General features: G+C 65.7%; 9 protein-coding genes. 2 read left to right on the plus strand and 7 right to left on the minus strand.

Annotated features, from left to right (window positions below; genetic code table 11):
- Positions 1-2: 2 nt before the first annotated feature.
- Positions 3-2,786 carry a malto-oligosyltrehalose synthase gene (gene treY, locus ACOIX3_RS31320; RefSeq protein ID WP_420965811.1) on the plus strand — a complete coding sequence of 928 codons (2,784 nt, stop codon included), beginning with the start codon at positions 3-5 and terminating at the stop codon, positions 2,784-2,786.
- A 9-nt stretch (positions 2,787-2,795) separates the two neighbouring features.
- On the opposite strand, the gene ACOIX3_RS31325 is transcribed toward treY, so the two are convergent.
- Positions 2,796-3,104, minus strand: a complete 309-nt coding sequence (locus ACOIX3_RS31325) for a polyhydroxyalkanoic acid system family protein (protein WP_420965812.1) — start codon at positions 3,102-3,104, stop codon at positions 2,796-2,798.
- Positions 3,105-3,268: 164 nt separating this feature from the next.
- On the opposite strand from ACOIX3_RS31325, the gene ACOIX3_RS31330 reads away from it, so the two are divergent.
- On the plus strand, positions 3,269-3,433 hold the full coding sequence (locus ACOIX3_RS31330) for a DUF3309 family protein (protein ID WP_076865768.1): 165 nt from the start codon (positions 3,269-3,271) through the stop codon (positions 3,431-3,433).
- A 421-nt stretch (positions 3,434-3,854) separates the two neighbouring features.
- Here the strand turns inward: ACOIX3_RS31330 and ligD are convergent, their stop codons facing one another.
- From ligD to kdpB, 6 genes are all read right to left on the minus strand, one after another.
- Positions 3,855-6,485 carry a DNA ligase D gene (gene ligD, locus ACOIX3_RS31335; RefSeq protein WP_420965814.1) on the minus strand — a complete coding sequence of 877 codons (2,631 nt, stop codon included), beginning with the start codon at positions 6,483-6,485 and terminating at the stop codon, positions 3,855-3,857.
- 198 nt (positions 6,486-6,683) lie between these two features.
- The gene (locus ACOIX3_RS31340; protein WP_420965815.1) at positions 6,684-6,923 is read right to left on the minus strand and encodes a DUF6496 domain-containing protein; all 240 of its coding nucleotides are present in this window, start codon (positions 6,921-6,923) and stop codon (positions 6,684-6,686) included.
- Between the two features lie 163 nt (positions 6,924-7,086).
- The gene (locus ACOIX3_RS31345) at positions 7,087-7,776 is read right to left on the minus strand and encodes a response regulator (protein WP_420965816.1); all 690 of its coding nucleotides are present in this window, start codon (positions 7,774-7,776) and stop codon (positions 7,087-7,089) included.
- Entirely contained in the window at positions 7,773-10,484 is a 2,712-nt protein-coding gene (locus ACOIX3_RS31350; RefSeq protein WP_420965818.1) for a DUF4118 domain-containing protein, read from the minus strand. Before ACOIX3_RS31350 ends, ACOIX3_RS31345 begins: the two co-directional genes overlap by 4 nt.
- Positions 10,485-10,523: 39 nt before the next feature.
- Positions 10,524-11,129, minus strand: coding sequence for a K(+)-transporting ATPase subunit C (locus tag ACOIX3_RS31355; RefSeq protein ID WP_420965819.1), 606 nt, complete (start codon positions 11,127-11,129; stop codon positions 10,524-10,526).
- A 113-nt stretch (positions 11,130-11,242) separates the two neighbouring features.
- Positions 11,243-13,354, minus strand: a complete 2,112-nt coding sequence (kdpB, locus tag ACOIX3_RS31360; protein WP_420965820.1) for a potassium-transporting ATPase subunit KdpB — start codon at positions 13,352-13,354, stop codon at positions 11,243-11,245.

The raw sequence follows: 13,354 nt of genomic DNA on the forward strand, positions 1-13,354 counted from the left end.
CAATGCCTCCGGCGATCCCGATCGCAACCTACCGACTGCAACTCACTGCCGATTTCGACTTCGATGCCGCCGCCGCCGTGGCGCCATATCTGAAGGCACTCGGCATCAGCCATGTCTATGCCTCGCCGTTCATGAAAGCGCGCAAGGGCTCGACCCATGGCTATGATGTCGTCGACCACACCAAATTCAATCCGGAACTCGGCGGCGAAGCAGGCTTTGCGCGGTTCAGCGATGCGCTGAAGCAGAACGACCTCGGCCTGATCCTGGATTTCGTGCCGAACCATGTCGGCGTGCACTTTGCTGATAATCCGTGGTGGCTCGATGTGCTGGAATGGGGACCGGTGTCGCCGCACGCGATCTCCTTCGACATCGACTGGGACCTCTTGCCCTATCGCGCGCGCGGCGGCGTGCTGCTGCCGATCCTCGGCTCGTCCTACGGCCAGGCGCTGGAGCGCGGCGAGATCGAACTACGCTACGACGCGAGCGAAGGCAGTTTCTCCGCCTGGTATTTCGAGCACCGCCTGCCGATCGCGCCGGAGCGCTATGGTGAGGTGCTGCGGACCACCGTCCGCGAGGCGGGCGCCGAAGACAGCGCAGCCGGGCGCGCGCTGCTCGAGCTCGCCGCCAGGTATCGCGGGCTGCGTCACCCGAACCGCAAGGAAGCGCCGGCCCTGAAGGCGGCGATCAAGTCGATTGAGGGCAGTGCCGAGATCATCGCGCGCGGGCTCGATGCCTATCGCACCAGTGAGGACCGGCCGACTCAGACACTGGCGCTGCATCATCTCCTGGAACGGCAGCACTACAAGCTCGGCCACTGGCGGCTTGCCTCCAGCGACATCAACTATCGCCGCTTCTTCGACGTCAACACCCTGGCCGGCCTCAGAGTCGAGGACGCCGCCACCTTCGAGGCGAGCCATAGTCTCGTGAAGCGACTGATCGCGGAAGACCGGCTGCAGGGCCTGCGGCTCGACCATATCGACGGGCTACGCGACCCCGCCCAATACTTCCAGCGCCTGCGCCGCCTGATCCGCTCCGCGCAGGGCGCCAAGGCCAAGCTGATCTACATGGTGGTCGAGAAGATCCTCGGCGAGGACGAAAGGCTGCCGAAATTCAGCGGCGTCCATGGCACCACCGGCTATGAATGGATGAACACGATCAGCCAGACGCTGGTCGACGGCGGCGGCCTCGATCCGCTCAACGAGATCTGGCGCCAGATCAGCAACCAGTCGCCGAATTTGACGCCGGTGCTGCGCGCGGCCAAGCGCCGCGTGCTGGAGACCTTGCTGACCAGCGAATTCACCGTGCTGGCGCGGCTGCTCGCGCGTATCGCCAGCGGTCATTACTCGACCCGCGACTTCTCCGCCGACAGTTTGCGGCAGGCGCTCGAGCTCTATGTGCTGCACTTCCCGGTCTACCGCACCTATCTCACCGCCTCGGGACCAGCCGCGCATGACCGCGCGCTGATCAGCGCGACCATCGAGCGCGCCCGCGCCGACTGGTTCGCCGCCGACGAAGGCATCTTCGACTTCCTGCGCGATGCCCTGACCATGGACCTCTTGAAGCCCGGCCGGCCGCCGCACGGTGCACCACGGATCCGGCGCTTCGCGCTGAAGGTGCAGCAGTTCACCGGACCGATGATGGCGAAGTCGCTGGAGGACACGACGTTCTATCGCTACCATCGCCTGCTCGCACTCAACGAGGTCGGCGGCGATCCGGCGGCGAGCGCGATTACGCCCGCGACCTTCCACGCCATGATGCAGACCCGCGTCCGCGAATGGCCGCACGGCATGACGGCGACCGCGACCCACGACACCAAGCGCGGCGAGGACGCCCGCGCCCGGATCATGGCGCTTGCGGAGATCCCCGGCGAATGGACCAGCGCGGTGGCGCGCTGGAAGGTGCTCAACGCGCCGCATCTGGTGCTCGACGGCGAGATGCGCGCCCCGTCGGCAACGTTCGAATACATGCTGTATCAGGCCCTGCTCGGCGCCTGGGACCCGGACGACGCATCGCTGGTCGGGCGCATCCAGGCCTATGCGCTGAAGGCCGCGCGCGAAGGCAAGCAGGAGACCAGCTGGCTCAATCCGCACGAAGCGTACGAGGCAGGCGTGAAGACCTTCATCGCGCGGATCCTCGATCGCACGGTCTCGCCTGAATTCCTCGATGCGCTGGCGACGCTGACAGTGCGCACCGCGCTGATCGGCGCGCTGAACTCGCTGAGCCAGATCACGCTGAAGGCGACGATGCCGGGGGTGCCGGATTTCTACCAGGGCACCGAAAGCTGGGATCTTTCGCTTGTCGATCCGGACAACCGCCGTCCGGTCGACTTCGCCGCACGCGCGGGCATGCTCGCGGCGCTGGAGGCGCCGGATTGGGACGCGCTGGCGCAAAGCTGGCGCGATGGCCGCCTGAAGTTCGCATGGACGCGGCAACTGCTGCGGCTGCGCAACGAGCTGCCCGAGGTCTTCAGCAGCGGCGACTACCGGCCGCTCACGGTTAGTGGCCCGCATCGCGATCATGTCATCGCCTTCGCACGGCGCCATGGCCGCGAGGCGATCATCGTCGTCGTGGCCAAATCATTTGCCCCGTTCACGCAGGGCGGACGCAGCTGGCCGCGCGCTGAGGCCTTTGACGGCGAGATCGACCTCGCTGGATACGCGCTCCCGGGCGGCGACAGCAGAATTCAGCTCTCGACGCTGTTCGCCAGGCTGCCGGTCGCGGTGCTGAAGGCGAGAGCCGTCGCTGGAGCCAGGCAAGCTTCAAGGCGTGTGCGCGCGCACGGCTAGCGCCGCGCGTCAGCGCTTGGTCAGCAGCAACTGCCCGCTCTTCTGAATGGCGACCTGCGCGACCTCGGCGAAGCGTTGCAGCAGCCACGGCAGCGTCACCTCCAGGCGCACATGGGTATCCTCGACATCGAGATGTCCGGCGGCGACCTGTCCCAGCGCGCGGACGCGGAAGCTCATGCGGTTATTCTCCCAGCGCTCTTCGTCGACGCTCATCACAGGCACGCTTGCCGCTGCGCGCGACAGGCCCGTCTTCAGGCGGCGCATCGCCTCGTCGCGGCCGAGGCTGTGGGGAATCGAGACAATCAGCGGAGCCGACATCGCGGTGCACTCCTCCATGGATTCCGTTGATGTAATTCTGTTCCACCGCAAATGGAAGATCACACAGTTTTATCGCACCGCTCAAATCGGAACCTTCATAGTTGCGGGTTGTTTCCTCCCCCGAAGGGCAGAGACGACAGGCCCGTGGGCTGAGGAGAACTGAGATGTCACTTGGAACGATCATTCTTATCATTCTGGTCATTGCACTACTTGGCGGCTTCAGCGGCATCGGCGGCGGACCGTTCTACGGCACCGGCTATTACGGCGGCGGCGGCCTCGGCCTCGTGATCGTGATCCTGCTGATCTTGCTCCTGCTGGGACGCCTGTAGCGCCGAGGCGCGTGTTGCGCACGACTCCGCATCAACAACTGTCATCACCCGCGCAAGCGGGTGATCCAGTATTCCAGAGACGTCAGCGATTGAATCGATGAGCCGCGGCTTCTCCCAGCGTCGTCCCTGCGAAAGCAGGGACCCATACTCCGCGGCGGATATTGTGAACGGACGCGTCGTTCCGGCATCATCCAACAACTACCATTCGTGGTTATGGGTCCCTGCTTTCGCAGGGACGACGATGAGGGTGGGTCGCAATTCAAGATGTCAAGCAGCGGTGTCATCACCCGCGCTCGCGAAGGCGGGTGATCCAGTATTCCAGCGGCGTCAATGTTGAACCGACAGACCGCGGCGTACTGGATACCCCGCTTTCGCGGGGTATGACGACCAAGCCAGCGGCACAAGCTTACCTAAACGTTTGCTAATGCGCCGCGAGCTTCTTCATCGCCGGCTTGATCGACGAGGCCGCGTCCTCATAGCCATCCCACGCCTTGCTCTTGGCGAGCAGCGCCGGCACCGACCGCACCGTGTATTTCTTCGGATCGAGGTCGCCGCGCACCTGGCTCCAGGTCAGCGGCATCGACACCGTCGCACCCGGACGCGCCCGCGGCGACAGCACCGCGACCGCGGTCGAGAGCCGGTCGTTGCGCAAATAGTCGAGGAAGATCTTTCCGGTCCGCTTGGCCTTCGACATGTTGATCAGATAGCGCTCGGGATCGTCCTGCGCCATCCACTGGCAGATGCCTTGCGCAAACGCCTTGGCTTCCTTCCACGTCACCTTGTCCTTCGCACTTGAGAGCAGCGGCGCCACGACGTGAAGGCCCTTGCCGCCGGTGGTCTTGCAGAAGCTCTCGAGACCGACCGCGGTGAGCCGCTGGCGCATGTCCTTGGCGGCGTCGATCACGTCGGAGAACGCGACGTCGGGCGCGGGATCGAGATCGAACACCAGGCGTCCCGGCGTGTCATAGGCATCGGGCGCGCAATTCCAGGGATGCAGCTCAAGTCCGCCGAGCTGCGCGACCGCGGCCAGACCCTCGACCTGGTCGATCTGCAGGTAGGGTTTGCGGTCGCCGGAGACCTTGGCGAGCTTCAGGAGCTTCGACGTGCCGGCCATCGCGTGGCGCTGGAAGAACGTCTCGCCCTTGATGCCGTCGGGGGCGCGCACGATCGAGCATGGCCGGCCCTTGAGATATCCGATCATCCATGCGCCGACCGCCTCGAAATAGTTCGCGAGGTCGAGCTTCGTCACCGGCGCGCCGTCGCCGGCATCCGGCCACAACGCCTTGTCCGGGTGGGAGATGGCGACACCCATGACCGCGCTGGATTTTGCTTTCGCCATCGGCTTCACCACTTTGGTTACGACCGGCCGCTCGGCCTCGACCTCATGGGCCGGCTTGTCCTGGCGCAGGCCCTTGAACGCCGCCTGGCGGATATTGCCGGCGTCGGTCCAGCCGGCGAACTCGATCTCGGCGACGAGCTCCGGCTTCAGCCAGTGCACGTCGCGGGTCTTCTTCGGCGCGTCCTTGCCACCGAACGGGCTGGTGTCGGATGCCGCAGCGATCAGCGCCGGCATGATGCGGCGGACCGTGTCCTGGCCGAAGCCGGTGCCGACGATGCCGACAAACTCCAGATGATCGTCGCGATAGACGCCCGCCATCAGCGAACGGAATTTGCCGTTGGTGGTCTTCCAACCGCCGATCACCACCTCATGGCCGGCGCGGATTTTCGCCTTGGTCCAGCCATCGGAGCGGCCGGAGCGATAGGCGCCGTCGAGCCGCTTGGAGACGATGCCTTCCAGCCCAAGCTTGCGCGCGGAATCCAGCACAGCGTCGCCGCGCTCCTCGAAATGCTCGACATAGCGGATCAGGGCATTCTTACCCTTGCGCGCGGCGAGCAGCGCCTGCAGCCGCGCCTTGCGCTCGGCGAGCGGCAGCGGGCGGAGATCCTCGTTGCCGGCAAACAGCAGGTCGAACGCGTAGAAGATCAGCTGGTCGGTCTTGCCGTCGGACAATGCCGCCTGCAGCGTCGAAAAATGCGGCATGCCGTTCTCGTCGAGCGCCACGATCTCGCCGTCGATCAGCGCATCCGGCAGCTTGCCGGCCTCCTTCACGATCGCGCCGAACTTGTCGGTCCAGTCGAGCCCCTTGCGGGTCTTCACCACGGCCTCGCCGTCCTCGACGCGGAGTTGCACGCGATAGCCGTCGAACTTGATCTCGTGGCACCAGCCCGCGCCGTTGGGCGGACTCTCGACCGCGGCGCAGAGCTGCGGCGAAACGAAATCCGGCATCTCCGCCACCTGCTTCGGTTGCGCCTTCGGCCTCGTCTTCAATTGCGCTTTCAATTCTTCTTTTGGTGCCGGCGCCTTGGTCCTGGCGCGCGCATCCGCGGCCATGCCGTGATTGGACTGCCAGACCGCATCTGCTTTGGCCCTGCCGTCGCCCTTGGCCAGCATGAACGGCTTCGGCGCCCGGCCTTTGCCGGCTGCGATCTCTGCCATCGAGCGGCCGGAGGCGACCGAGCGGTCCTCGTCGAGGACCGCCTCGCCATTGCCATCAACGGCGTATTCGTCGCGATGCTTGATCAACAGCCAGTTGGTCCGCTTGCCGCCAAAGCGGTCGTTCTTCATCCGCACCAGCACCCAGCTGCCGCGCAGCTTGTCGCCATGCAGCGTGAACTTAAGGTCGCCCTTCTTGAAGCCACGCTCGGGATCGTCCGATTCCCAGGTGCCACGATCCCAGAGCTGCACCGTGCCGCCGCCATACTGGCCTTCCGGAATGGTGCCTTCGAAATCGCCATAGTCGAGCGGGTGATCCTCGACCTCGACGGCGAGCCGCTTGTCATGCGGATCGAGCGAGGGCCCGCGCGTCACCGCCCAGGACTTGAAGACGCCGTCGAACTCCAGCCTGAAATCATAATGCAGCCGCGTCGCGTCATGCTTTTGGATCACGAAGCGCCGCTGCTTGCCGGGCGCTACCTTGATGTCGCCCGCCGGCTCATTGGTCTTCTCGAAGTCGCGCTTCTTGCGATAGGTGGTGAGATTTCTCAGCGGCACGTCCAGGCCTCGGCGCGAACCACGGCCGCCGCGAGCCTGCGGCCATCAGGAACCAAAACCTACGGTATCCGTTCAAGTTCCAAACTCAAGCTGTTTGGATGACTTGACCGACGCGTCATGGCCGGGCTCGACCCGGCCATCCACGCTTTGGATGGATGCCCGGGTCAAGCCCGGGCATGACAACCGGAGTGACAGGCGCTAGCGCTTCCGCGCAGTCTTGTTCTTTGCAGCCTTCCGCTTCTTCGCGGTCTTCTTCTTGGACGCCTTCTTCGGCACCTTCCGCCCCTTCGCGCGGGCCTCTGACAAGCCGATCGCGATCGCCTGCTTGCGGCTCGTCACCTTCTTCTTGGAGCGACCGCTGCGCAGCGTGCCGGCCTTGCGCTTCTTCATCACGCGCTCGACATCGCTTGATGCCTTCCGCGAGTATTTTCTTGCCATGGCTTCTCTCCCGATAACGGAAAACAAGCCTTGATGGGAGTGAAAGTTCCGACAGTGTCGTCGCCCGGCTGGACCGGGCGACCCAGTATTCCATAGACCGTGGCGATTGACCCGAGAGGCCGCGGCGTACTGGATGCCCCGCTTGAAGCGGGCATGACAACGCCTAGTCCGCCGCGCGGAGCCGATAGCCGATGCCGGTCTCGGTCAGCACGAATTGCGGACGCTCAGGATCGGCCTCGATCTTCTGGCGGAGCTGGCGCACATAAACGCGCAGATATTGCGCGTCGGTCAATTCGTCCCACAATTCCTTCAAGAGGAAGCGATGGGTCAGCACCTTGCCGGCGTGCTGCACCAGCACGCGCAACAGGTCATATTCCTTCGGCGACAGCTTGACCTCTCTGTCACCGACCTTGACGATCCGGCGCACCAGATCGACCGAGAGATCGCCGGAGCGGAACACCGGCCGCTCGCCCTGCACCTGCAACTGGTGCCGTAGCGCCGCGCGCAGCCGCGCCAGCAATTCATCCATGCCGAACGGCTTGGTCAGATAATCGTCGGCGCCGAGATCGAGCGCCTGCACCTTGCCGGCCTCGTCACCGCGGCTCGACAGCACCACGATCGGCACGCTCTCGTTGCGGCCGCGGATCATGCGCAAGAGATCGTGGCCCTGGATATCGGGCAGTCCGAGGTCGAGGATGATCAGCGCCGGCCCCTCGCCCAACATCTCCAGCGCCAGTTTGCCGTTAGACGCCTCGAGAATGTCGTAGCCCTGCGTGCTCAGCCCCATCCGCAAGAGCTTGCGGATCGGCGGCTCGTCGTCGATGACCAGGACTTTTATCGGCGTCGCGTTCATGCAGCAGTGTCCAGCGCGTTGGTGTCGGCCGTAACAGGCAGGCGGATGGTGATGACGGCGCCGCTCCGGTCGGAACGGTTGGCCGCCGCGATCGTGCCGCGCATCGCCTCGACGAAGCCGCGCGAGATCGCAAGGCCGAGGCCGGTGCCGGGGCGGACATGGTCGCCCTTCTCGGCGCGATAGAACTTGTCGAACACGCTGTCGAGCTCGGCGGCCGGAATGCCGTTGCCTTCGTCGAGGATCTGCAACGCGATGGTGTCGCGGTCGCGCGCGCCGCGGATCGAGATCGTGGTGTCCGCGGGGGCGTATTTGGCGGCGTTGTCGAGCAGGTTGAACAGCACCTGCTCGAACAGCACGGCGTCGAGCTCCAGCATCGGCAGGTCGGCGGCGAGCTCGAGCGACACCCGGTGATGCACCAGGATCTTGGCGGCGCGGCGCAGCGCGCTGCCGACGATCTCGCCGACATCGTGCCGCGCGGTGTTGGGCACGATCGCGCCGGATTCCAGCTTGGTCATGTCCAAGAGATTGGCGATGAACCGATTGAGCCGCTCGGATTCGTCGATCACCGTGGCGAGCAGATCATGCTTCTGGGCATCGCTCAGGCTGGCGCCGAGATCGCGCAGCGCCGAAGCCGAGCCGAGCACCGAAGCCAACGGCGTCTTGAGGTCGTGCGAGATCGAGGTCAGGAGCGCGCCGCGCAGCCGGTCGGATTCCACCGTGCGCTTGACGCGATCCATGTCCTCGACCAGCAGCACGCGCTCGATTGCGAGCGCGCCTTGGTCGACCAGGGCATCGAGCAGCCGGCGCTGGTCCGGCGTCAACAAGGGCCCAGTACGGTCGTCGTCGATGCCGATCACCCCGATCGGGCCGCGGCCGGTGCGCATCGGCAGGAACAGCCGCTTGCCGCCCGGCAGCGTGTCCGAGCCGCGGCCGGCCGGGCGATCGTTGCCCCAGGCCCAGTTGGCGGCGGCGAGATCGGCCTGATCGAGCTGGTCCTCCGGCGGATAGCCGCTCTTGACGGTCAGCATCCCGCCCTCCGGCAGCAGCAGCACCACGCGCACCTTGAGCATCAGGGCGATCTGGTAGGCGGTCGCCCACAGCACGTCGTCGAGCGTCGCGGTGCCGGCGAGTTTGCGGCTGAAGGCATAGAGCGACTCGGTGGTGCGGACCCGGCCGATCGCGGTGTCGGCCTGGACGCGCACCCGCGCCGCGACGTTGGAGACCAAAAGCGCGATCAGCATGAAGAAGAAGAACGCCGCGACATTGGTCGGGTCGGTGATTGTGAAGGTATAGACCGGCGGCAGGAAGAAGAAATTGTAGCACAGCGAGGCCGCGACGCTGGCCAGCAGCGACGGCCACAGGCCGTAGCGCGCCGCCGCACCGACGACGGCGGTGATGAAGACGAGGTCGACATTCTCGATGCCGAAGAATGGCTGGATCAGCTTGGCCGCGCCGAGCCCGATCGCCGTCAGCAGCAGCGCCATCAGATAGGGCCGCGGGTTGAACGGCTCCTGCCGCTGCGCGGTCTGCACCGCCGCCTTGCCGACCGGTAGCTCGTCGCCGGCGATCACGTTGACGCTGATATTGCCGGCCCGGCGCACCAGATCGTGCACCACCGAACCGCGCGTCAGCTCGAACCAGCGCGACCGCGTCGACTTGCCGATGATGATCTGGGTGACGTTGTTGGCCTGGGCGAAATTGATGACGTCGTCGGCGATGCGGCGGCCGACGCCGGGAAGGGTCAGCGCCTCGCCGCCGAGCGATTCCGCGAGCCGCATGGTGTCGGAAAGCCGGTCGCGCTGCTCGTCGTTCAGTTGCAGGCTGCGCCGGGTCTCGATGCTGACGGCGGTCCATTGCGCATGCAGCCGGTCGGCCAGGCGCTTGGTATAGCGCACGAGCCCGGCCGCGCGCGGATCCTCGCTCAGGCAGACCAGGATGCGCTCACCCGCGGCCCAGGGTCCCTGGATGGCATTGGCCTGCATGTGGGTGAGCAGCTGCTCGTCGACCCGCTCGGCGGTACGGCGCAGGGCCAGCTCGCGCAGCGCGGTGAGATTGCCCGGCGAGAAATAGTGCTCCAGCGCGCGTTCGGCCTGCTTCGGCACATAGACCTTGCCCTCCTTCAGCCGCTGGATCAGGTCGTCGGGCGTGAGGTCGATCAGCTCGATCGCATCGGCGCGATCGACCACCGAGTCGGGCACCGTCTCGCGCACCCGCACATGGGTGATCTGCGCGACGACGTCGTTGAGGCTCTCGATGTGCTGGATGTTGATCGCGGTGTAGACGTCGATGCCGTGCGACAGCAGCTCCTCGACGTCGAGATAGCGCTTGGGATGCCGGCTGCCCGGGGCATTGGTGTGGGCGAGCTCGTCGACCAGCGCGAGCTGCGGCCGCCGCGCGATCAGGGCGTCGAGGTCCATCTCCTCGAGCGTCTGGTCGCGATAGGCCAGCCGCTTGCGCGGTATCACCTCGAGACCCCGGAGCAGCGCCTCGGTCTCCACCCGTCCGTGGGTTTCGACGACACCGACCACGACGTCGACGCCCGCCTTGAGGCGGGCGTGGGCGCTCGAGAGCATCTCGTAGGTCTTGCCGACGCCGGGGGCGGCGCCGATGAAGATCTTCAGCCGCCCCGATCGATCGGTCTCCCGGCGCGCCGCCTCCAGCAGCGCATCCGGCGAGGGTCGTTTATTGGGGTCACGCTGATTGGCCATACCGCAATATAGTCATCCTGCGAGAGCGGGCCTACTCCCCTATTTTGCCTTTGCCGCGTCGAGCGCCAGGTTGAGCGCAAGAACGTTAACGCGGGGCTCGCCGATGATGCCGGCGAAGCGACCCTGCGTGTTCTGCGTCACCAGCTCGCGCACCGCGTCCTCCGACATGCTGCGCGCCTTGGCGACCCGCGGCACCTGGAACAGCGCAGCGTCCGGCGAGATATCGGGATCGAGGCCGCTGGCCGAGGTGGTCACGAGATCGACCGGCACGCTGGCAGTCGGATTTTCCGCCTTCAGCTTCTCGACATCCTCCTTGACCCGGTCGTTCAGCGCCTTGCTGGTCGGGCCGAGGTTGGAGCCGCCGGAATTGGCCGCGTTGTAGGGCGCCGGCACGGTCTTCGTCGAATCGTTCGGATCGGGCGCGACGGTCGCCGACGGCCGGCCGTGGAAGTACTTATCCTCCTTGAACTCCTGCCCGATCAGGGCGGAGCCGATCACCTTGCCGTCCTTCTCGATCAGGCTGCCCTGCGCCTGCTTCGGAAAGATGACGCCGGCGATCGCCGTCATGGCGAGCGGATAGGCAAGACCCGTGATCGCGGTCAGCAGGACCAGCACAAGGATGGCGGGACGGATTTCTCTAAGCATTGTCGGTCTCCTCAGTCTGCTTCGTCATTGCGAGCGAAGCGAAGCAATCCACGGTTCAGCACGGGGATCGATGGATTGCTTCGTCGCTTCGCTCCTCGCAATGACGGTTGTGGTTACGCAAGGCCCAGGGCGGCGACGATGAGGTCGATCGCCTTGATGCCAATGAACGGGATGATGATGCCGCCCAAGCCGTAGATCATCAGGTTGCGGCTGAGCAGCGCGCCGGCACCGACCGCGCGATACTTGACGCCCTTCAGCGCCAGGGGAATCAGCGCAATGATGATCAGCGCGTTGAAGATGATCGCGGACAGGATCGCGCTTTGCGGGCTCGCCAGGTGCATGACGTTCAGCACCTGAAGCTGCGGATAGAACGCGAGGAACATCGCCGGGATGATCGCAAAGTACTTTGCGACGTCGTTGGCGATCGAGAACGTGGTCAGCGCACCGCGGGTCATCAGGAGCTGCTTGCCGATCTCGACCACCTCGATCAGCTTGGTCGGGTTGGAGTCGAGGTCGACCATGTTGCCGGCCTCGCGGGCCGCCTGGGTGCCGGTGTTCATGGCGACGCCGACGTCGGCCTGCGCGAGCGCCGGCGCATCGTTGGTGCCGTCGCCGCACATCGCGACCAGCTTGCCCTTGGACTGCTCGTCGCGGATCAGCTTGAGCTTGTCCTCGGGGGTTGCCTGCGCCAGGAAGTCGTCGACGCCGGCTTCGGCTGCGATCGCGGCCGCGGTCATCGGATTGTCGCCGGTGATCATCACGGTGCGGATGCCCATGCGCCGCAATTCGGCAAAGCGCTCGCGGATGCCGCCCTTGACGATGTCCTTCAGGTGCACGACGCCGAGCAGCTTGCCGTCCTTGGCGACCGCCAGCGGCGTGCCGCCGGCCTTGGCGATCTCATCGGCGATCGCCTGGATCTCGCGGGCTTCGGCGCTCATCGTCGCGGCGACCGCACGGACGGTATTGCCCGATGCGACGGTGCGGGGCGAGCCGCCGTCGACATAGGCGAGGATGGCGTCGACCGCGCCCTTGCGGACCGACGAGGTGCCGGCATCGATGCCGCTCATCCGGGTCTGCGCGGTGAACGGCACGAAGGTCGCGGCAAGCTCGTGCATGTCGCGGCCGCGGATGCCGTATTTCTCCTTGGCCAGCACCACGATCGAGCGTCCCTCCGGCGTTTCGTCGGCGAGCGAGGCAAGCTGTGCTGCGTCGGCGAGGTCCTGCTCGGAGACGCCACGGATCGGACGGAACGCGGTCGCCTGGCGGTTGCCGAGCGTGATGGTGCCGGTCTTGTCCAAGAGCAGCGTGTCGACGTCGCCGGCGGCTTCCACCGCGCGGCCGGACATCGCCAGCACGTTGAACCGCACCAGGCGGTCCATGCCGGCGATACCGATCGCCGACAGCAGCGCGCCGATCGTGGTCGGGATCAGCGTGACGAACAGCGCCACCAGCACCACGACCGAGATCGAGCCGCCGGCATAGGCCGCATAGCTCGGGATCGTCACCGTCGCGAACACGAAGATGATGGTGAGGCCCGCGAGCAGGATGTTGAGCGCGATCTCGTTCGGCGTCTTCTGCCGCTCGGCGCCCTCGACCAGTCTGATCATGCGGTCGATGAAGGTCGAGCCCTGCGCCGCGGTGATGCGGACGCGGATCCAGTCCGACAGCACCTGGGTGCCGCCGGTGACCGCCGAACGGTCGCCGCCAGACTCGCGGATGACAGGCGCGGACTCACCGGTGATCGCAGCTTCGTTGACCGAGGCGACGCCTTCGATCACCTCACCGTCGGACGGGATGTTGTCGCCGGCCTCGACCAGCACGACATCGCCGACCTTCAGTGACGTGCCGGGCACCATGCGATAGGTCCGGTCGGTGCCAGTGAGCAGCTTGGCCTGGCTCTCGGTGCGGGTCTTCTTCAGCGATTCCGCCTGCGCCTTGCCGCGGCCCTCGGCGACGGCTTCGGCGAAATTGGCGAACAGCACCGTGAACCAGAGCCAGATGATGATCTGGAAGGTGAAGCCGAGGTTGGCGCCGCCGCTGACGAGATCGCGCACGAAGATGATCGTGGTCAATGCGGCCACCACCTCCACCACGAACATCACGGGGTTCTTCATCATCAGCCGGGGATCGAGCTTGACGAAAGCCGACCAGATCGCCGGCACCAGGATTTTCGGGTCGAGCATGGTCGACGCCGTCACCTGTTTCTGCAGTTTCATGGTTTCCAT

The organism is Bradyrhizobium sp. B120 (assembly GCF_049075665.1).
Classification (GTDB): Bacteria; Pseudomonadota; Alphaproteobacteria; order Rhizobiales; family Xanthobacteraceae; genus Bradyrhizobium.

Excerpts from the sequence above, each read along its gene's own strand:
- treY (WP_420965811.1), top strand. The coding sequence starts at position 3 with ATGCCTCCGGCGATCCCGATCGCAACCTACCGACTGCAACTCACTGCC.
- ACOIX3_RS31325 (WP_420965812.1), bottom strand. The coding sequence starts at position 3,104 with ATGTCGGCTCCGCTGATTGTCTCGATTCCCCACAGCCTCGGCCGCGAC.
- ACOIX3_RS31330 (WP_076865768.1), top strand. The coding sequence starts at position 3,269 with ATGTCACTTGGAACGATCATTCTTATCATTCTGGTCATTGCACTACTT.
- ACOIX3_RS31340 (WP_420965815.1), bottom strand. The coding sequence starts at position 6,923 with ATGGCAAGAAAATACTCGCGGAAGGCATCAAGCGATGTCGAGCGCGTG.
- ACOIX3_RS31345 (WP_420965816.1), bottom strand. The coding sequence starts at position 7,776 with ATGAACGCGACGCCGATAAAAGTCCTGGTCATCGACGACGAGCCGCCG.
- ACOIX3_RS31350 (WP_420965818.1), bottom strand. The coding sequence starts at position 10,484 with ATGGCCAATCAGCGTGACCCCAATAAACGACCCTCGCCGGATGCGCTG.
- ACOIX3_RS31355 (WP_420965819.1), bottom strand. The coding sequence starts at position 11,129 with ATGCTTAGAGAAATCCGTCCCGCCATCCTTGTGCTGGTCCTGCTGACC.
- kdpB (WP_420965820.1), bottom strand. The coding sequence starts at position 13,354 with ATGGAAACCATGAAACTGCAGAAACAGGTGACGGCGTCGACCATGCTC.